15 protein-coding genes are annotated in these 21,726 nt (G+C 40.7%); 1 reads left to right on the top strand and 14 read right to left on the bottom strand.

The window, feature by feature from the left end; translation table 11 throughout:
• Positions 1-41: 41 nt before the first annotated feature.
• The 6 genes from A9479_RS07635 to A9479_RS07610 form a co-directional block, all read right to left on the bottom strand.
• Positions 42-1,337 carry a diguanylate cyclase gene (locus A9479_RS07635; protein WP_064663091.1) on the bottom strand — a complete coding sequence of 432 codons (1,296 nt, stop codon included), beginning with the start codon at positions 1,335-1,337 and terminating at the stop codon, positions 42-44.
• A 580-nt stretch (positions 1,338-1,917) separates the two neighbouring features.
• Positions 1,918-3,093: a 2-methylaconitate cis-trans isomerase PrpF gene (prpF, locus tag A9479_RS07630; protein WP_064663090.1), complete on the bottom strand. Its 1,176-nt coding sequence runs from the start codon at positions 3,091-3,093 to the stop codon at positions 1,918-1,920.
• A gap of 13 nt (positions 3,094-3,106) precedes the next feature.
• Positions 3,107-5,716 (bottom strand): Fe/S-dependent 2-methylisocitrate dehydratase AcnD, encoded by a 2,610-nt coding sequence (gene acnD, locus A9479_RS07625; protein WP_064663089.1) that lies wholly within the window; start codon positions 5,714-5,716, stop codon positions 3,107-3,109.
• 113 nt (positions 5,717-5,829) lie between these two features.
• On the bottom strand, positions 5,830-6,957 hold the full coding sequence (prpC, locus tag A9479_RS07620) for a 2-methylcitrate synthase (protein ID WP_064663088.1): 1,128 nt from the start codon (positions 6,955-6,957) through the stop codon (positions 5,830-5,832).
• Between the two features lie 25 nt (positions 6,958-6,982).
• On the bottom strand, positions 6,983-7,861 hold the full coding sequence (gene prpB, locus A9479_RS07615; RefSeq protein ID WP_064663087.1) for a methylisocitrate lyase: 879 nt from the start codon (positions 7,859-7,861) through the stop codon (positions 6,983-6,985).
• A gap of 336 nt (positions 7,862-8,197) precedes the next feature.
• On the bottom strand, positions 8,198-8,911 hold the full coding sequence (locus A9479_RS07610) for a GntR family transcriptional regulator (protein ID WP_064663086.1): 714 nt from the start codon (positions 8,909-8,911) through the stop codon (positions 8,198-8,200).
• Positions 8,912-9,175: 264 nt separating this feature from the next.
• Between A9479_RS07610 and rsmF the strand changes: the two genes are divergently transcribed.
• Entirely contained in the window at positions 9,176-10,615 is a 1,440-nt protein-coding gene (gene rsmF / locus A9479_RS07605; RefSeq protein WP_064663121.1) for a 16S rRNA (cytosine(1407)-C(5))-methyltransferase RsmF, read from the top strand.
• A 1,215-nt stretch (positions 10,616-11,830) separates the two neighbouring features.
• Here rsmF and A9479_RS07600 read toward each other — a convergent pair.
• The 8 genes from A9479_RS07600 to A9479_RS07565 form a co-directional block, all read right to left on the bottom strand.
• The gene (locus A9479_RS07600) at positions 11,831-12,544 is read right to left on the bottom strand and encodes a VpsP family polysaccharide biosynthesis protein (RefSeq protein ID WP_064663085.1); all 714 of its coding nucleotides are present in this window, start codon (positions 12,542-12,544) and stop codon (positions 11,831-11,833) included.
• Positions 12,537-13,265, bottom strand: coding sequence for a tyrosine-protein phosphatase (locus tag A9479_RS07595; RefSeq protein ID WP_064663084.1), 729 nt, complete (start codon positions 13,263-13,265; stop codon positions 12,537-12,539). The genes A9479_RS07600 and A9479_RS07595 overlap by 8 nt, the downstream gene beginning before the upstream one ends.
• 12 nt (positions 13,266-13,277) lie before the next feature.
• Positions 13,278-15,485, bottom strand: a complete 2,208-nt coding sequence (locus A9479_RS07590; RefSeq protein WP_064663083.1) for a polysaccharide biosynthesis tyrosine autokinase — start codon at positions 15,483-15,485, stop codon at positions 13,278-13,280.
• Positions 15,486-15,509: 24 nt separating this feature from the next.
• Complete coding sequence (locus tag A9479_RS07585) at positions 15,510-16,031, bottom strand: polysaccharide biosynthesis/export family protein (protein ID WP_064663082.1); 522 nt, start codon at positions 16,029-16,031, stop codon at positions 15,510-15,512.
• Positions 16,028-17,242 carry an outer membrane beta-barrel protein gene (locus A9479_RS07580; RefSeq protein ID WP_064663081.1) on the bottom strand — a complete coding sequence of 405 codons (1,215 nt, stop codon included), beginning with the start codon at positions 17,240-17,242 and terminating at the stop codon, positions 16,028-16,030. Before A9479_RS07580 ends, A9479_RS07585 begins: the two co-directional genes overlap by 4 nt.
• Positions 17,226-18,629: an undecaprenyl-phosphate glucose phosphotransferase gene (locus tag A9479_RS07575; protein WP_064663080.1), complete on the bottom strand. Its 1,404-nt coding sequence runs from the start codon at positions 18,627-18,629 to the stop codon at positions 17,226-17,228. Before A9479_RS07575 ends, A9479_RS07580 begins: the two co-directional genes overlap by 17 nt.
• Positions 18,630-18,818: 189 nt before the next feature.
• Positions 18,819-19,169, bottom strand: a complete 351-nt coding sequence (locus A9479_RS07570; protein ID WP_231893553.1) for a 3-phosphoshikimate 1-carboxyvinyltransferase — start codon at positions 19,167-19,169, stop codon at positions 18,819-18,821.
• 155 nt (positions 19,170-19,324) lie between these two features.
• A complete protein-coding gene (locus tag A9479_RS07565) occupies positions 19,325-21,559 on the bottom strand; it encodes a choice-of-anchor A family protein (RefSeq protein WP_064663078.1) in 2,235 nt (744 codons plus the stop codon).
• Positions 21,560-21,726 lie beyond the last annotated feature (167 nt).

The raw sequence follows: 21,726 nt of genomic DNA, 5'->3' as shown, positions 1-21,726 counted from the left end.
GGCAGCTAAATTTGAGCGTGCCTGTTTTCAGTTATATCTACTCATAGTCTAAGGCTTTGGTTAAACACCACCGTTTGGTTCCGTCCGGTTGTTTTTGCATTATAAAGTGCTGTATCGGCATTTCTTAATAATCCCTGCAGCGAACACGACTCAGAAGTCAAACTTGATACACCACTGCTTATTGTATAACTCACCTGCCCGCCACTTGATAACTGCACTGGGTTATCTTTTAAATGATCTTGCAACTTTGCTAAGGTTTTAACAACGGTACTGACACATTTGGTAGGCGAAACAATGCAAAACTCTTCTCCTCCTAAACGCGCTATAATATCTTCACTGTCACAAAATGATTTAAACGTAGCAGCTATGCTTTGCAACACACTATCTCCGCCTTCGTGGCCAAATTGATCGTTAATGCGCTTAAAGTGATCTATATCTATCATCGTAAGGGTTAAGTGCTGGCTGTCTTTAATACACTCATCAAGTGCAAGTTTAGCTGTTTCCATAAACCCTCTTCGGTTGAGCAAATTAGTAAGCGGATCTTTAATGGTTAAATCTTTTAGTTGTGCTTGATACTGCTTCATTTTTGTAATATCGCGCTCAATCGCTGCATAGTAAGCCACCTCACCTAACGCATTTTTTAATGGAAAAATATTCATATCAATCCAATAAGGCTCACCTGATTTTTTATAATTTAGTATTTGCTCAGATACTTGCTGTTTATTTTCTAGCGCATGCCTAATTTTATCGCGCGTGGCTTGTTGTGTTTTAGCGCCTTGTAACATTCGCGGCGTTTTTCCTTTTACCTCATCTAATTGATAACCTGTCACCTTTGTAAACGATTGGTTTGCATAAACAATTTTAGGGCCATCATCAGTAATAGGGGTTGCCTCGGTTACTAAAATAACGTCGCTGGCTAATTCAACAATGTCTTTAAATGGAATAGCTTGTTTTTGGTGAGTAATATCGATAAAAGTGACGACTATTTCAGCAATATTGTTCTGCTCGTCAAACTCTGGATAAGCATTACATAGCACCCATGTAATTTCGTCGCTTGAGCTATCACATATACCTATTTCAACATTCATCAGTGGTTTTTGGGTTTCAATAACCATGCTAACAGGATACTGAGAACTCTGCAGAGGTTGACGAAACTCATCCAGTATTTTCCATTTACTATCAAACGAGTCGCGCCCTAACGCTTGCTCTTTTGTTAAACGTAAAATATTTAAAGCCGCAGGGTTTGCATACAAAATTCCTGTGTCTGGTGAATGCACCACCACACCGGTTTGTAAGTTTTGTATTAACCTTTCTGCATTTAGCCTTGATAAATCCATTAATGCACTCCGTACAAACTGTATTGAAAAAATACACGGGCTAGGGTCTGTTAACCTTTGCGGATTACAATTTGTTCAAACTAGGAGCTGTTTAATCGCGGCGCGAGGTTTGTAACCTAGTGGACTCGATAACTGCTCCTGCGTTATTCTACTGGCTTACATCCATGTAAGAATAAGTAAAAACCGAGCAAAGCTTCGGCGTCCTGCTCACGCCCCTTACCTACATCCATTTAGGCAACAAAGAGTAAATCGCCCCTAGGCAGAACCCTTCGGGCAGCGCCTGTTTGGCATTGATGCTGCGTTATCGCCTATTTATGGGGAATAACCACACCACATAGGCTCTGCCTTGCCTAAATACCAAACAGACTACTGCAAATTTAACCTTGAAAGGTCAACAGACCCTAATGTTCATTTTAATATAAGTGAATATTTGCCGACATAACAGAAAAATACTGCTATTTATTGAATAACCCCCAACAAAGTGTATTTTACAACTTATTGAATGGCTAAATAAAAAAGCCGCAAACTAAGTTAGATTCGCGGCTTATTATTTTACTATAGTACGTATTTTGGGTGCTAGTTAGTCATAATCAAATGGCGCTCTTACCCAGCCTTCCATTAATACACGTGCGCTGCGGCTCATACTCGCTTTAGTCACTTGCCATTGGCCATTTGTAACAACCGCCTCGGCACCTACTTTAAGTGTGCCCGATGGGTGACCAAAGTTAACCTCGTTAATAGCACCGCCACCAGCGGCCAAATTAACTAATGTTCCGTCAATTGCGGCTGCTGTGCCAATAGCGACAGCGGCTGTGCCCATCATTGCATGGTGTAACTTACCCATTGACATTGCACGTACTAACAAATCTATATCGCTTGCATTAACTTGCTTACCACTTGATGATTTGTAATTAAGCGGTGCAGCCACAAACGCCACTTTAGGTGTGTGTTGGCGTGCTTGCGCTTCATTAATAGTACTAATTAGTCCCATTTTTATCGCGCCATAGGCACGAATGGTTTCAAGCTTAGTGAGTGCGGCTTCATCAGCGTTTATATCATCTTGTAGCTCAGTACCGGAATAACCAATATCGCTGGCATTTACAAAAATAGTAGGGATACCTGCGTTGATCATAGTTGCTTTTAATGTCCCCACACCTGGTACTTCTAAATCATCAACCACATTGCCTGTTGGAAATAGCGCACCATCGCCATCAGCAGGGTCAATAAATTCAAGCTTTACTTCAGCGGCAGCAAAGGTAACACCATCTAACTCAAAGTCACCGGTTTCTTGTACTTGAGCGTTGGTCATGGGTACATGCACTAAAATACTTTTTTTAATGTTCGCCTGCCATACGCGCACAATAGCAATACCATTATCCGGTACGCGAGATTTATCCACTAAACCATTGCTGATGGCAAACGCGCCCACAGCAGAGGTTAAATTGCCGCAGTTACCACTCCAATCAACAAACGCTTTATCGATAGCAACTTGCCCAAATAAATAGTCAACATCGTGATCGGGCTGTTCACTTTTACTTAAAATAACTGTTTTACTAGTGCTTGAGGTTGCGCCACCCATACCATCAGTTTGTTTACCATAAGGATCGGGGCTACCAATAACGCGCAGTAATAAGTTATCGCGCGCCTCACCTGCCACTTGGGCAGGTGCGGGTAAATCGGTTAAATTAAAAAACACGCCTTTACTGGTGCCGCCACGCATATAGGTCGCTGGCACTTTAATTTGTGGTTTAAACATCTGTTTTATGTCCTTATGATGCTTGCGTGGCTTCTAAAAAGTCTTGTGCAAAGCGTTGCAATACACCGCCTGCCGCATAAATAGAAAGCTCTTCTTGCGTATCTAATCGGCATTTCATTGGCACAGTGACTACTTCACCATTTTTGCGGGTGATCACTAATTCTAAAGTTGCACCTGGTGTTGGTTCGCCCTTCACGTCGTAGCTTTCGCTACCATCTAGATTAAGTGTTTTACGCGTTGTGCCTGGTTTAAATTCAAGCGGCAATACGCCCATACCAATTAAGTTAGTACGGTGAATACGTTCAAACCCTTCGGCTGCAATAACCTGAACACCAGCAAGCCTAACGCCTTTTGCTGCCCAATCGCGCGAAGAGCCTTGGCCATAATCAGCACCTGCCACAATAATGAGTGGCTGTTTACGCTGCATGTAGGTTTCGATTGCTTCCCACATACGCGTATTTTCACCCTCTGGCTCTATACGTGCGTACGATCCTTGCTTCACTTCTCCGTTTTCATCTAATACCATTTCGTTCAATAGTTTAGGGTTTGCAAATGTAGCTCGTTGTGCGGTTAAGTGATCGCCTCGGTGCGTTGCGTATGAGTTAAAGTCTTCTTCTGGTACGTTCATTTTAGTTAAGTATTCACCTGCTGCGCTGCTGGCCATAATCGCATTAGAAGGTGATAAGTGATCGGTTGTAATGTTATCGCCAAGCACTGCCAACGCGCGCATACCTGTCATACTGCGCTCACCTGCCAATGCTCCTTCCCAGTAAGGTGGGCGGCGAATATACGTACTCTCTGGGCGCCAATCGTATAGAGGGTCGTTATCTTCGCCGTAATCAACGGTTAAGTTAAACATTGGCTCGTATACTTTTCTAAACTGCTCTGGTTTTACGCTTTGTTTGATAACCGCATCTATTTCTTCATCAGATGGCCATAAATCTTTTAAGGTTACATCGTTACCTTGCTGATCTTTACCGAGTATATCTTTTTCTATATCAAAACGAATGGTGCCCGCAATTGCATAAGCAACTACTAAAGGTGGTGACGCTAAAAACGCTTGCTTAGCATACGGATGAATTCGGCCATCAAAGTTACGGTTGCCCGAAAGCACAGCCGTTGCATATAGGTCGCGATCAATCACTTCTTGTTGAATTTTAGGGTCCAACGCACCACTCATGCCGTTACAGGTAGTACAGGCAAAACCCACAATACCAAAACCGAGTTGCTCTAGTTCAGTGAGTAAGTTTGCATCTTCAAGGTACGACTGCACCGCTTTTGAACCCGGTGCCAGGGATGTTTTAACCCACGGTTTACGCATTAAGCCTTTAGCGTTTGCATTTCGCGCTAATAAACCTGCAGCAATTACATTGCGCGGGTTACTGGTATTAGTACAGCTGGTAATAGCGGCGATAATACAGGCGCCATCTGGCATTAAGCCTTCTTCATTTTCAACAACACCCGAAATACCTTGCGCTGCTAAATCGCTGGTAGATACACGACGATGCGGATTTGAAGGCCCTGCAATGTTGCGCCCTACACTTGATAGGTCAAATTTAAGTACGCGATCGTATTGAGCAGTTTTTAAGCTATCACTCCATAAACCTGCTGTTTTAGCGTAGTTTTCTACCAGGGCAATTTGATCTTCATCACGGCCTGTTAAACGCAAGTAATCAATAGTTTTATCGTCAATGTAGAACATAGCCGCGGTGGCGCCAAATTCTGGGGTCATGTTCGAAATGGTCGCTCTATCACCCAGGGTTAGTGCATCAGCCCCTTCACCGTAAAACTCAAGGTAAGTCGATACCACACGTTGCTCACGTAAAAATTCGGTAATCGCCAGTACAATATCGGTTGCAGTTATGCCAGGCTGGCGTTTACCGGTAAGCTCTACGCCCACTATATCTGGTAAACGAATATATGATGCGCGCCCAAGCATTACGCTTTCGGCTTCAAGGCCACCTACGCCAACAGCAATAACACCTAAAGCATCAACATGTGGGGTATGGCTGTCGGTACCTACTAAGGTATCTGGGAACGCAATGCCATCGCGGTTTTGAATCACCGGCGACATTTTTTCAAGGTTAATTTGATGCATGATGCCATTACCCGGTGGGATCACATCAATATTTTTAAACGCGGTTTTGGTCCAATTTATAAAATGAAAACGGTCATCGTTGCGTCTATCTTCAATGGCGCGGTTTTTTTCAAATGCATCGGGATCAAAACCTGCGTGCTCAACAGCTAATGAATGATCCACAATCAGTTGAGTAGGTACAACCGGATTTACTTTTGCAGGATCGCCGCCTTTTGCAGCAATAGCATCACGCAGGCCCGCTAAATCAACCAGTGCGGTTTGCCCTAAAATATCGTGACATACAACGCGTGCCGGATACCACGGAAAGTCTAAGTCTTGTTTACGCTCAATTATTTGGCTAAGCGCATCGGTTAGCATTTCGGGCTCACAGCGACGCACTAAGTTTTCGGCAAATACACGCGAACTGTAAGGTAGTGTAGCGTATGCGCCTGGCTTAATGGCATCGACGGCGGCTTGGGTATCGTAGTAATCAACATTTGAGCCTGGTAAAGGCTTACGGTATTGGGTGTTATTAATAATGGTCATAATAAATTCGCTAATTTGGTGACGGAGGAGAGTACGCTAAAGCGCTATAATGAGTAATCATCAGCGCTATAAACAATAAAAGGTGAGCTAGGCTCACCTTAAACGCTAACTAATTAGCCTCTTGATTCAATTGGCGTGTAGTTACGCGCATCTGGCCCGGTGTAATCAGCACTTGGGCGAATAATACGGTTATTTGCACGTTGCTCTTTTACATGCGCGGTCCAACCAGTTACGCGGCTCATTACGAAGATAGGCGTGAATAACTTGGTAGGAATACCCATAAAGTGGTACGCCGATGCATGGAAAAAGTCAGCATTACAGAATAACTTCTTCTCACGCCACATAACTTCTTCACAGCGAACTGATACTGGGTAAAGCACCTCATCACCCACTTCTGCGGCTAATTTTTCAGACCATTTTTTAATAATTACATTACGCGGATCCGACTCGCGGTAAATAGCGTGGCCAAAGCCCATAATTTTATCTTTACGCTCAAGCATCCCCATAAGTGCATCTTCTGCTTGATCAGCACTGCTAAAGCCTTCAATCATATCCATGGCGGCTTCGTTGGCACCACCATGCAGTGGACCACGTAAGGTACCAATTGCGCCAGTTACACATGAGTGAATATCAGAAAGCGTTGATGCACACACGCGACCGGTAAAGGTAGAGGCATTAAATTCATGCTCTGCGTACAAAATTAGTGATACATTCATTACTTGTGCAAATAATTCACTTGGCGCTTTATCGTGTAATAGCGTTAAAAAGTGTGCGCCTACTGAATCATCATCCGTTTGTGTTTCAATGCGAACACCGTCATGGGTAAAACGATACCAGTAACAAATAATACTTGGGAAAATTGCCACCATGCGGTCAATCGCATCGTTTGCTTCGCTAAAGTCGTTTTCCATTTCAAGGTTACCTAGCATAGAACACCCTGTGCGCATTACATCCATAGGATGTGCCTCTTTAGGAATGTTCTCAAGCACTGTTTTTAGTGCCTCTGGTAAACCGCGTAAACTTTTAAGTTTAGCTTTGTACTTTGCCAGTTCGCTTGATGTTGGTAGCTCGCCGCGTGAAAGTAAAAACGACACTTCTTCAAACTGCGCTTTTTCAGCCAGTTCGCTAATGTCGTAACCACAGTAAGTTAAACCTGAGCCTGTTTGCCCTACTGTACATAATGCTGTTTGTCCTGCTACTTGGCCACGTAAGCCTGCGCCACCTAATGCTTTATCTACCATGATTTGTCTCCTGTTGAAATTTTTATTATTTGTCAGATTTTGCTGAAAAAAGGTTATCGAGTGTGTTTTCGTACGAGTGATAATCTAAAAAGTCGTAAAGCTCTGCACGCGTTTGCATGTTTTCAATTTGGCTTTGTTGAGAACCTTCATTCAAAATAGCCGAATACACATTGAGTGCGGCTTTGTTCATTGCTCTAAATGCACTTAATGGGTAAAGCACCATTTCTACGCCCACATCGCTTAATTGCTCTTTGGTGTAAATTGGGGTTTGGCCAAACTCGGTAATGTTGGCCAAAATAGGCACATTAATCGCTTTGGTAAATGCTTGGTAATCAGCAAGGTCATGAACCGCTTCTGCAAAAATCGCATCGGCCCCCGCCTCAACACAGGCTGCTGCACGGTCTATTGCTGCATTTAAGCCTTCTTTTTGAAACGCATCGGTGCGCGCCATAATGTAAAAATCGCTATCGGTTTTAGCATCAACCGCCGCTTTAATTCGGTCTACCATTTCAGCTTGGGTAACTATTTCTTTATTAGGGCGATGGCCACAACGCTTTTGCGCCACTTGGTCTTCAATATGAAAGCCTGCTGCCCCCGCTTTAGTCATTTCTTTAACGGTACGGGCAATATTAAACGCCCCACCCCAACCTGTGTCGGCATCCACTAACAAAGGTAAATCGCTAGCACCGGTAATACGGCGAATATCTTCAAGCACGTTATCAAGGCTGGTCATCCCTAAATCTGGCATACCAAATGAGGCATTAGCCACACCTGCACCCGATAAATAAATAGCCTGATGGCCCATTTTTTCAGCCATCATCGCGGTGTACGCGTTAATAGTACCTACCACTTGTAACGGGTGGTTATTTGCAATTACCTGTTTAAATTTTAATCCTGCTGACATTACCTTCTCCTAACTTTGAACGGGGCTGCTCTTTGGCAACTTAGTATTTTTTAATAATGTGACATATGTATTAGGGTCTATTGACCTTTCAAAATTTAATTTGCAGCAGCCTGTTTGGTATTTAGGCAAGGCAGAGCCTATGTGGTGTGGTTATTCCACATAAATAGGCGATAATGCAGCATCAATACTAAACAGGCGCTGCCCTTTGGGTTCTGCCTAGGAGCGATTTACTCTTTGTTGCTCGGTTTTTACTTAGCCCACTAGGTTACAAACCTCGCGCCGTGATTAAACCGCTCCTAGTTTGAACAAATTATAATCCGCAAAGGTCAACAGACCCTAGTTAACCACTTCATTTTGAGTGGCTTGTACTGATTGATATCTATCAAATTTTGTTTGTATATTTGCTTGTGATGCACTGATATGGCGCTTCATTAGCATTTCTGCCAGCTCACCATCATGATTTTCTATGGCGTTAATAATGGCTAAGTGTTCGTCAAATGCTTTCGATACTCGCGGCCCTACCATACCCATTTGTACACGGTACATTCTTATTAACTGGTACAGGTCGTGGCATAGCAAATGTATTAAGTGTGCGTTTTTACTGCCTTTGATTATTCTATAATGAAAGTCTAGGTCGCCTGCTTCTTGATAGTACGACTCACCTTCTTTAACACGCTGAGTTTGCAAATGCTGATTAAGTAATTGTTTCAAGCCTTGCACTTCATCTGGTTCCATATTGTCGGCAGCTAACCTACATGCAAGTCCCTCAAGAGCACTGCGCACTTGGTAAACCTCAATTAAACGCTCTGCGGTTAATGCCACAACACGGCAACCTATATTGGCTTTGCGCTCAACTAAATAACAACTTTCTAAACGGTTTAATGCCTCTCTAAGCGTTGCACGGCTCACACCATAACGCTTTGCAAGTTCCGGCTCAGATATTTTACTGCCTTGTGCAATACTGCCTTCTACTATCTCGCGACGCATATCTACAAACACTTTATCGGAAGCGGTTGTAACTGCGGTGTCGTTTAAAAAGTGCTGTGTCATAAGGTGTTTTTATATTGTCGACAATTTATGGGTTAACTATGTGCTTATTATTTATACCTGTCAACCCTAAAACCACTTAAATCGAGTGAAAAACCGCCATATTGTCGACATTATTAGCCAAAAGTATAATAAAAATTTGTATTTAAGCTATTTAACCCAACAAGATGTCGACATCCTTTAATGGTTACTATTTCGTTTTTAACACTGAAAAAAATCGTTAAAAATGCTATTATCCTGCTTTATTTTGACTGTATGAGCCAAATCGTGGACGCAAACACTTACATCCCTGAGCCATTTATTAACGACGTAAAAACCTATTTACCCGAGCACCTAAACTTAGATGACTTTTTAAGTGCGTGTCGTCGTCCACTACGTAAATCTGTTCGCGTTAATACATTAAAAATGAGTGTTGAAGAGTTTAAGCAACAAGCGGCTCAAAAAAACTGGCAACTTACCGCTATTCCTTGGTGCGACGAAGGTTTTTGGTTAGAGCGCCCAAACGCTGAAGAGCAAAACCTAGCGTTGGGTAATACCGACTTACACTTAAGCGGGGCTATTTACGTGCAAGAGGCAAGCTCAATGTTGCCGCCAATGGCACTAAAGCAAAGCCTTAAAACCAGTAACACAGTGCTCGATATGGCCTCGGCACCGGGCTCTAAAACCTCACAACTTGCCGCGTTAATGAACAATCAAGGCGTGCTTGTGGCCAATGAGCTGTCGTCATCACGTTTAAAAGTACTCAGTGCCACGCTAAAGCGTATAGGTGTAGGTAACTGTGCGCTATCGCATTTTGATGGTGTGGTATTTGGCAATTACATGTTTGAGTGCTTCGACAGCATTTTACTTGATGCTCCTTGTTCAGGCGAAGGCACGGTACGTAAAGATAGCGACGCGCTAAAAAATTGGTCAATCGAGTCAAATATTACCATTGCCCAAGTACAAAAAGATCTGATTAAAAGTGCGTTTTATGCACTTAAACCTGGCGGTACACTGGTGTATTCAACCTGTACATTAACCCCACTCGAAAACCAACAAGTGTGTGATGCATTGCTAGAAGAATTTGGCGAATACATTACGCCAGAGCCTTTAAATGACCTTTTCCCTGGCGCTGAAAAAGCCACCACCGCAGAGGGCTACTTACATGTTTGGCCGCAAACCTTCGACAGCGAAGGCTTTTTTATTGCCAAATTTAAAAAGCACAGCAGCTGCGAAAACCAAACATTAAAAGTTAAAAAAGGCGCGTTCCCCTTTAGTGACTTTGATAGTAAACAAAGTGCTGCGTTTATGAGCTTCCTTAAAAAGCAATTTGGTTTAACGAGTCTGCCAGGTACGTTAAAACAACGCGACAAAGAGCTTTGGCTGTTTCCTGATGAGTTTGAAGCGATACAAAACAAAATTAAATATGCGCGATTAGGGATACAAGTAGGCGTTATTCATAAAAATGGCGTACGCCTAACGCACGAATTTGCAACGGTATTTGGTAAGCAGTGTAAAAGTAATGTACTGGCATTAACCAATGAACAGGCTAACGATTACTTTAATGGTAAAGATATACGCCTAGAAGAGGTAACCAAAGCCAGCGGCGAGGTAATCCTAACTTTATGTGGTTGCCCTATTGGCTTAGGGAAATGGCAAAAAAATAAAGTTAAAAACTCACTACCACGAGATTTAGTACAAAATACGCAGTTAATAAACTGGGCGTAAATTCTAATAAAGGTGTGTATAACAAATGTAACTCACTGTAATTACTGCAGTATAAAAAATGAACAAAAATGTGTATTTTTAGCACTTTTGACTATACTTAAATAACTTTCTTCTTCTCCCTAAGAATCTGAAAGTGTCTTTAGTTAGCGCAGGGCTCAAATACGAGCCCCTCTATAACCCAGAGTTCTTATAGCTCTGGGTCTTTTTTTGTCTAGGCGAAAGTTAACGGGCTGCGAGAGTCGGGTTACGAGCTTAATAACTCACCCGGCCCTATTATTACAATAAGAACTTAGTGATTTATTTACCACAGAGGATAGGAGCACACAGAGAAAGTGATTAAAGACAAAAAGATTAAAGAACTGTTGTTAGTTATTAGATTTCCAAAATTGAAGCTTTTCTCTGTGCAGCGCGAAGCGCCTCGGTGTTCTCAGTGGTTCAAAAATAAAGGTTTTAGGAGATAGTTAACTGGTTGCAGGGATCGGACAACCGGACCAGGGCATTACAATAAGAACTTAGTGATTTATTTACCACAGAGGATAGGAGAAAACAGAGAAAGTGATTAAAGACAAAAAGATTAAAGAACTGTTGTAAGTTATTAGATTTCCAAAATTGAAGCTTTTTCTCAGTGCAGCGCGAAGCGCCTCGGTGTTCTCTGAGGTTCAAAAATAAAGGTTTTAGGAGAAAGTTAACTGGTTGCGGGGATCGGACAACCGGACCTGGGCATTACAATAAGCTCTTAAAAATTTATTTACCACAGAGGATAGGAGAAAACAGAGAAAGTAATTAAAGACAAAGATTAAAGAACTGTTGTTAGCTATTAGATTTCCGCAATTGAAGCTTATTCTCTGTGCAGCGCGAAGCGCCTCGGTGCTCTCTGTGGTTCAAAAATAAAGGTTTTAGGAGATAGCTAACTGGTTGCGGGGATCGGACAACCGGACCTGGGCATTACAATAAGAACTTAGTGATTTATTTACCACAGAGGATAGGAGAAAACAGAGAAAGTGATTAAAGACAAAAAGATTAAAGAACTGTTGTAAGTTATTAGATTTCCAAAATTGAAGCTTTTTCTCTGTGCAGCGCGAAGCGCCTCGGTGCTCTCTGTGGTTCAAAAAAGGTTAAAGTTCAGAGTAAACGAGCTGCGAGGTTCAAGGCCCGTTACCCGAAACCCGTGGCTCGAAGCCCGCAACCCGAAGCTCGCCACCCGTGGCTCGTGTTTTAACCACAGTATTTATTAAACATCCAACTGTCTCTAATAGCCTCATAGTGAGAACCAAATTGCAGCGATAAACACACTATTGGCAAACGATTCATTTGCTCAGCCATACTAAACACATCATAAAATTTATAACCATATTTAGAGGCTAACTTTAGCTCATTCACATAAAGGGCTTTGTAAGTAGGTGGTAGTTCATTCCAATGCATTAACGCAATTTGGATGATACCTAAATGAACATCTAACTTATACGGGCCGACTTTTTTGGCTTGCTGAATATAATTGTATACCCGCTCTGTTGGTCCCTCTTGATAACTTACAACCTGCGCTAAGCTCATCCAAGTTTGTGCCCAAGTTTGTCTAAGCTCAACCGACTTTAATAAAGCCTGCTCAGCTTGTTGATATGTTTGCTTTACTTTATCTGATTGCTCACTTGATGTGCTATCTATACCACTGAGGCTTAGTAATTTTATATGGGCTAAAAAATGCCAATAATGAGGATGCTCGGGATCCATATTCGTAGCTAACGTAATCGCATTTTCTGCAGCTTGAAGCGATGAACCAGATAAAGCGCCATCCGACTCTTGCACAATATTAAGCGCATGAAAGTACCATGCATTAGCGCGCATACTTTGCATGCTGCTATATGCAATTACAAGCACTATTAGAGCTAAAATAACAGCAGGCACTACCTTGACCATGTTTAATTTAGTCATTAAATAAGCTCTCGGTTAGTTGCAGCGGGTTAGTTACAAAAAGCGCTGTAGCCTGCTCTTCACCTATTAATTGCGCTACTGTATTTCTTGCTTGGCTTAAAATAGGCGGTCGACGTTTTACTGAATGCGCATCAGAGGCAACATAGCTCACTACCCCATCTTTTAGCATTTGTAACGCTATAGTTTGTGCGCTTTCGCCCCACTCGCCTTCAATACTCGATGCAGTTAATTGAAAGTCGCAGCCTAACTGCTTTAAGTGTTCAATATAATAAAGGTTTGACTGAATATCGCGATTACGCTCTGGGTGCGGAATAATAACGCGTATGTTTTGTTTGGCGAGCCACTGTATAAACTTATCGTAACCTTGTGGCATGTGTGAATGCGGTAACTCCAATAACAACACATTTTTGTCTGCTATTTTACCAATAAAAGGCAGTTTATTAGCCATCACCATTGCCATCAGTTCTACGTCTAAACGTACCTCTGCAGCGGCAGCTAATTTTACATTAATACCTTCTTTATGTGCCTCTAGCTTTAAACTTTGTAAATCGTTTTGTATTTGATTAGTCGCATTGTTAAAGCGACCCACATGTATATGTGGCGTTGCTACCATATGAGTAATACCATCGGTTTCAGCCAATTTTAAAAGCGCTAAAGATTCAGTTAAATCTTTAGCGCCATCATCAATACCCGGCAAAATATGCGTATGAATATCAATCATAAATTAACTTCGTTACGCTTGTGGCTTTTCAGGTTGCTGAGAGTAATCGTAATAATCATAGTAGCCATGACTATGCTCATCTTTAGATTTACTCATATCTACCTTATTAAGTACTACACCGGCAACGTGGGCTTTTACCTCAAATAAACGCTCAAGGCCGGCTGTAATTGGTTTAATACGGGTTATGTCGGATTTAACAACATATACTACCGAATCAACACTTTGTGCGATTACTAATGCATCACTTACTGCTTGTGTAGGCGGAGTATCAACAATAATGTGATCGTACTGTGTTTTTAACTCGCCAAGTAATTCAGCAAAACGTGGGTTTGATAAAAGCTCAAGTGGATTAGACGGTATTTGCCCGCTTGGCATAATAGTGACACCCGATTGTGTATCAATATGAACACACTCAGTTAATTGCTCAGTACCTATCATTAAATTACTTAAACCTGGGTGAAATACCGGTATATCAAAACGTTTAGCTAACGTTGGTTTACGTAAATCGGCATCTATCAGTAATACCTTGCCCATTTGTGCCAACGACATCGCTAAATTGGCAGAGGTGGTGGTTTTACCTTCTCCTGGGGCAGTAGAGGTAACTGCAATAACCTGATGCGCTCTATCTAAATGGGTGAGCAATAAACTAGTGCGGAAAGTACGTACCGACTCAGCAAAACGGCGATAGGTATCTTCTAAATAAGCATGGATCGGAAAAAAGCTCTTTTTAGGAACAGCAACGTGAGGCAACAAACCAAGCATACGCTGAGCAAGTTTATTTTCGACATCATTTTTATTTTTAACTGTATCGTTTAAGGCATCAAAAACAAAAGTCATTACCACTGCAAAACCAAAACTGGCTACAAAGGCTAAAATAACAATTAACTTTTTGTTAGGCTTGCTCGGTTCATTTGGTGCAAAAGCACGGTCTGTAAAGCGCGCAGCTGCAGAGCTAAAGTCACTGGTTACTTCGGTTTCTTTAGAGCGAGATAAAAAGGTATTAAAAATATTACGATTTGTTTCTACTTCACGCTTTAGTTGGTTATATTGGGTTTCTTTGCGGGTAATATCTTGATATTCAGCGCGAATTTTAGCTAAGTCACGCTCAAGCGCATTTACAGTGCGTGTGGTTCTGTTAAGCTCTTTTTCTATACCGGTAATTAACCCTTTAATTTGCTTATTAAGGTTAGTTTTTACGGTTGCAAGCTCAGCTTTAGCTGAGATCATTTTAGGGTGTTTAGGGCCGTAAACTTCACTAAGCTCACTCACCTTACGCTCAACAAGTACAACCTCGCGTTTAACATCTTGTACTACACGGTGCGAAGTAATTTCAGGCATGCTTCCAAGTAACTCTATGTTATCGTTACCATATTCGTTAATAACACGATTTATGCTTTCAAGGTTATTTTTAGTCGCACGCGCATCAACTAACTGTTTTGAGGTTTGCTCAAGCTCTTGGGTAACAAGGCCTGCTATACCTTCTATATCAACCAGCTTTTGTTCTTCTCGGTAAGCTTGTAAACGTACTTCAGAGCTATCTAGTTGTATACGTAATTCAGATAAACGCGTGTTTAACCAGCTTGATGCTTGCTGGGTAATGCCCATTTTAGCGCGCATTTGGCTTTCTATGTAAACCTCGCCTACTGTATTAGCTACTAAAGCTGCCAGCTTAGGGTCGCTCGACTCAAAACTTACACGCACTAATTGCGTTTTCATTATAGGAGAGACACTCAAACGTGACTTGAATGCAGCAAGCAAACCTAACATCTCGCGCTCTGCTTGCTCCTCTTCACTAAGATCAGAACTTTCTTTTTTATTTAAAAAGGGCAGTAACTGCTTAACCATGCCTTTTAACTCACCTGTAAGTGAAGGTTTAGCAATAAAATCGGCATGATCTTTTAAATTAAGTTTAGTAATTACCTCACGTGCAATGCTATTTGACTTAATCACTTCAAACTGAGTTAAATAGTACTCTTTTTTGGTGGAATCTAAGCCATAAATTTCATCAAAGCTGACCGCTTTGGTTTGCTCCGATTCAATCAATAAAGTGGCTGTAGCTACATATTTAGGCACTAAAGTTAAAGCAACCATTATAGTGAGTAATGTAACTACAATAGCAAAACCTAAAATCTTCCATTTGCTTTGCTTAATAACATTAAGATAAGCACCTAAATCAATAACTTCCTCGTTGTTGTTAGGCTTTTCAGAGTGTGTATTCATTTTTTAATTACTGCCTTAAACTGCTTAAAACAAGCGCTGTTCTATTTTTATGGTGTCACCCGCTGCAATTTGGCTGTTTAAACTACCTTTTTGTTGCTGCTGTTTGGTTTGCTCTTTAAAAATAAATATTTTATCAACCGAGGCGCGCTCGGTTAACCCACCGGCTAATGCTATTGCTTGATTTACCGTCATAGCTGGTTGGTAAGGGTAAGCGCCTGGCTCTTTAACTTCACCATGTATATAAAAAGGCCGGTATTCTATAACTTGCGCATACACATTAGGGTTAACTAAATAGTCAGGCTGTAAGCCTTGGCTTATTGTTTGCTCAACTTGCGAAACACTTAAACCCACCAGTTTAACCTTACCTAAAAACGGGTAATTAATCTCACCGCTATTACCAAGCAGTGAGGTTACATCTAAATCGGGCTGACCAAATACTTTTATTTCTATTTTATCACCCGCACCTAAAATGTAGTTTTGCGAATCGTTCGCAAAACTACAAAAGCTCAGTAACAACATTAAGCCAGTTAAAATTTTAACCTTCATTCATTTCCCTTTAATGCAAATGTAAAGTTTAGGCCCACAATCACGCGGTCAAATTCAATGTCCGCTTGAGTTGAATTACGATCAATAAAATCAACATACCCTGTTACCATACCAAAATTACTGGCTAAATAATTTAAGCCTAAACGGGCATTTTTAACTTTATCTTTTCGGTTAAAATTACCAGAGTATTGCTGGTCAACGTAATTAGCGCTTACTACAGAGCTTAAATAATCACTCCAGTCATGCTGCCACGTTGCACCGTAAACACTCTCACGAATGTAATCGCCTTGTAATAACGGATCTTTAGCGGCACGGCTAGTAACTAGTTGCAAGGTTGAATAAGTCAACGGCTTCCAAACGGCTGCGGCTTCCCAGCTTAAACCACTAAAGTTATCACGCAGATTTGACTCAAAATCTTTATTTTGGTAACCCACTTTAAAAGAACCAGTAGTAACGGCTGTGGCTTCCCACTCCATACCTAATAATACTTTTACGTCGTCTGAATCACGGGTAATACCGTTCGAGTCAATTACATCATATTGGTAGTTTTCTTGCTTTACTTCTAAAAAGGCACGCGTGCCTGCTTGGGTATTATAATAACCTATAACACCTAACATAGGTTTATCGTAATCACGGTACTGTGACACAGCCGTAAAATTTTGATAGTTTTTGTTATAGTAACCTGCTGTTAAAGCAACCTGTGCTTTAGAGCTTTGTGCGCCGTATTCGTAGCGAGCAGTTAAGTTTTGTTGTTGGTAGTTTACAAGCTCATCTAGCGCACTGCCCTGGCCTTCAGTTAATCCGCCACCACGTGGCTCGTACAACCAATCAGCATCACCAGTAATATCTAAGCGGTGTTGACTAGTAAACTCTTTGTGCACACCCGCGCCCACATTTACTTGGGTAAAGTTATCGGTGGTGTCTTTATTATGAAACGACGTGCTAGATGCAATATCAAACTTATAGCTATCAGGGCCATCTTCAATTAAGGCATTTAAACTTGGCGCTATATTCCATATTAAACGTGACTGAGTGGCAGACGGAGTCATAAAAAAGTTGTCGTTGCTGCTCACGCCTAGCTGCAGTGTAGGTGTAATCTCAGCGCCATCTTTAGTCATTACACTGCCTGGTTGTAATTCTACTGCCAATGCAGGTGCAGATAAGCCTAACGCAACAAGTAAAGTGGTAATTGTATTAGTACGCATTTTCACTTTTAAATCCCTTAAAAATTGTCATAAAAATTATTTTAACATCAAACCATAAAGACCAATGCTTAATGTAATGTAAATCGTATTCAACTCGCTTAGCCATTTTATCGAGGGTGTCGGTTTCGCCGCGCCAGCCGTTAATTTGTGCCCAACCGGTAATGCCTGGTTTGGTTTTGTGCCTAAACATGTAAAACTCTACTTTTTTTCGGTACTCTTCGTTGTGGGCAACCGCATGGGGCCGAGGGCCAACAATAGACATATCGCCTTTTAAAACATTTATAAACTGCGGCAGTTCGTCAAGGCTAGTACGGCGTAAAAAGCCACCTAGTGGGGTAATGCGGGCATCATTTTTTGTTGCCTGAGTCACCACATCGCTGTTTTCGGTGACTGTCATAGAGCGAAACTTCCACACTTTTATTTTTTGCCCATCTAAGCCATAGCGATCTTGCTTAAATAGTATAGGCCCTTTAGATGTCAGCTTGATTGCAGCAGCAATCGTTAATAATACGGGAGTGATTAAAGCAACAATAATAGCTGATACGACTATATCTTCTGTGCGTTTTATAAATTCATGGGCGCCAATACATGGTGCTTCAAACACGCTTAGTGTATCCACAGCACCTACATGTTCAATGCGGGCGTGTATCAAGTTCGACAATAAAAAGTCTGGTACTATATGCACGTCAACGGTGGTATCGCCTAACTGTAATAAAATATCAGCTATTCGCTTTTGTGCTTTCATAGGGAGGGCTATATAAAGTATGTCTATGTCGCCATTACGCGCTGCATCCACTGCACTTTGAATGCGCCCTTCAACACCCTGCTGTTCAAGTTGTTCAAACAAACGTTCAGGGCTTCTATCGTCGTAAAAACCTTTAAAGTTAAAGCCTAACTCATCGTGTTTTACAATTTCAGCATGCAAATAAGCGGCCGATTCGGTTGCGCCAATAATGGCAACATTACGTTGAGATAAGCCTAATTTACGGCGACTACGTTTATATAAGTACACTCCCAAGCGCCAAATATATAAATACGTAACACTTAGCGTAAACCAAATAACAACACCAACTCGTGAGAGTGATTCAGTAAATTTAAAAACAAAAGACACAACTAATAAAAACGCAAAGGCAATTAAAACACTGCCCCATGCACACAATACCATTGTTCTAAATTTACCCGCACGCCAAGAGCGATAGGTAGAAAATAGCTCGGCACTATACAAATAGCTAAGTGCTACAGTCAGCGCAGAAACAACATAAATAGGAGTGAGTTTAAAGCTATAGAGTAAAGCAGCACACTGGAAGGCTAAAAACAGCGCAAATATATCAAATAATCGGTAAAAATTGGCATCAGAGGAACCTGAGGGTTTAAAAGTCCTTGGAGATGTCATTTTGCTTAATTCCTTGTAGCTAATTCTTAATGGGTTAACCCCAAATATTCCAAGGGGGATAATATAGTATTAGCCATTTTTGTTCAATTACAGTTCACGACAAAAGTACTAATTTTTATGGCAATAAACATTTAAATGCTATCAACGTTTATTGCAACATATGTATAAACTTAAATATAAAAGCTATCTTTAGCTAAACAAGCCTTTAAACCAACTCCAAACCCCAAACGAATAACCTTCAAAAATATCAATTCCCAATGCCGATTTAATTAAATATATAACCAACAGAACAAATAAAAATAAAAATGTAATCGCAGCACTGAGTAAAAAAGCCTGTGTCATTTTAGCTATTTTTTGTTCTTTAGCGTTAAGCTCGCGCCTATTTCGACCTGCTAATAATACGTAGTAATATCGGTATTTAAATAGTTTAACTACGCCTCTACAATCAACAGTATGGTTACCCCACTGCCTAGCACCAATAGCTATTTTTAAATGGGCTAGCTGTTCATTAGTAAACGTAGTTTGAACGTTTTTAGGCATTCGCTCCAGCAAACTTCTAATTGCAGGATCATGCTTTAAGTTTGACAAAAAAACCTCAGATTAAACAATAACTAATTAACTTAAAAATACTTTTACAGGTTTCAATAATAAAAAGCCAATTAAAAATAATTGGCTTTTTAGGGAGGTGTTGTTATTTATTTAAGGTTAGCCGAACGGAAAGTATTAGACTTTTCCCAGCTATTCTCTTGTTGTAATGGAAGTGACCCGTTTTGGTTTATATTAGCACCTGAGTAAGAATGCTGATTCCATATGCGTGTTGCAGGAGCCCATTTACAACTACCTGAAGTTTTAACATGCACACCATTAGTCGGCTGTTTATCTCCTAATAGAAGTCTATTAGATACAGAAATAATTTCACCAGAACCATCACCATCTAAATCAACTACAATTGGGTATTCCCATAAAGTACCTGATGACTGAACAGTAGAGTAAATAACTTGGTTTAAATTAAAATCAAAAACCTCTAACTTTTCTTCATCTTGGTAAATAACTTCAGATTTTCCGTCATTATTAAAATCATAAGCCACTGTACCCACTCGCATACTAGAAATATCATTAATAGGTGTTGTTGATAAAATAGTACCATTAGAGTTAATAACTCTAAGTTCAGTCGAACCAGCGTTAATTATTTCAGGAATGCCATCACCATTAATGTCAGCCATTGAGCTTACACCAGCTCCAGCTGATGCTGCTTTTATGCTCCATAATTGATTACCTTCATGATCGTATAAGCTTATGGTACCGTCTAGGTCTGTCTGAACTATTTCAGGATAAGCATCATTGTCAAAATTAACTGGTAATGCAAATGTCTCACCATTATCTGTGCCTTTTGACCAAATAACTTCTCCATATTGATTATACAAAATACCATTAGCTAGAACTTCTTGTACACCATCTAAGTCAACATCAACTACAGTAGACTCAACAATACGAAGAGAAGAGTAATTGCTTGGCTTCTGTAATTCTCTAACAGATTCATTTTGAATGTCTAAAATTATGTTACCAAAAACAATTTCAGGATATCCATCAGCATTTAAGTCTGTAATAGTTGGATTACCGTATAAAACACCCCCAACTTGTTGAGGTATTGATTTTTTGAGTAAACCTTCATTACTATAAATATTTAATGTTTTATTTACAGAGTCATAGGCAAAAATATCAATTAATCCATCATTATCTAAATCAGCCATAGCTACAGAATAGTAAGCGTGTGAATTAATATGGTTATAACTAATAGAACCATCTTGGTTGTTAGTTAACCATAATTCAGAGCCATCGATTCCACTCAATGCCCTTATTATGCCTGGCTTTCTAAACTGGCTTGAATCAAAAGTGACAACCAAAACGTCTACAACATCTTGATCATCAATTATACCATCACCATTATCATCATTTAATTGAGCTGCCAATGGCGTAGAAATTACATCAATATAAGTTGGTTCATATTCACTGGCAGTCCAATTCCATTTATCAACGATATTAATTTCGTTACAAACAGGTGCTACTGTACCAGGTAAGTTACCATCAAATTCACCACCTAATAGCGCCATTGAACCGTAAAAGCTTTGCCCGATAATAGGCATTTTAGCTGTACCATATACACCTCTAATATCAGCATATGGTGCTAATACAACGCCTTCCCAGCGGTTGCCCTTAATGTCTAGCTTTTGGGCATTAGTAAAATTGAATACCGTTTTAGTTGCATGGGCACGCAACCATGCAAAGCTTTTACCTTTAACATTTACGTTGTCGTCACCTGTAATATTAAAAATTACAGTGGCATCAGCAGGAATGCCCCATACTTTAAAGGTATGCGCTTTTGCAAATTGGCGAGCATCTAAATTAAATACTTGAGTATCAGAACTGCCATCACCTTCTAAGTAAAGGCCACCCCATTTGCTTGATACAGAACCTGTAAGATCAAGCTGACTTAAGTCCGTGCTTAAATCTTTGTAATATTGTTCTTGCTCATCAAAACTAAATGGCATGGCCGATTCGTCTTGATTAGATAAAATTTCAGAGCCTCGCTCCATACCCCAACGTACAGACCAGTTAACATCTGTAGCGCCGCTAGCAACCATACTACCTACATATTGGCGGCCATATTTAAAGTCGATAGTAGACTCGCTAATTAAATAGTGCTCACCTGGGTTTGAAGGGCGAGTGTAGCCTACACTGTAACCTTTAAGGTCTATTTCACCGGCGGCAATTGCGCCATCTGCACGGCCAAAGTTCGATTTAAAATCTTCAAAAACAAATGCTGAAAAATTGTTGGCGACGCCTAAATCTGCGGCTAGTGTTGTAGAACTGGCTAACGTAAGTGCGATCACTGCACTCAATTTTTTATATTTTAATAGTGAGTTAGTCATTTTTTCCCTCAAAATGAAAAAGTGCATTAATGGCACAAAGTTAAAGTCATTTGTTTAATGAAAGTTAATTCATCGAATTCTTGTGAACATTATATACACAAATAAAATCAAAAGGAACAAAAAACCCTACGAAAGTACTAATTTTTAGTACCTGAAAGGGCACAAAA

This window comes from Pseudoalteromonas sp. MQS005 (assembly GCF_001661605.1).
GTDB lineage: Bacteria > Pseudomonadota > Gammaproteobacteria > Enterobacterales > Alteromonadaceae > Pseudoalteromonas > Pseudoalteromonas tetraodonis.
Note: the sequence above shows the minus strand (reverse complement) of the source record. Positions and strands in the feature narration are given on the sequence as shown.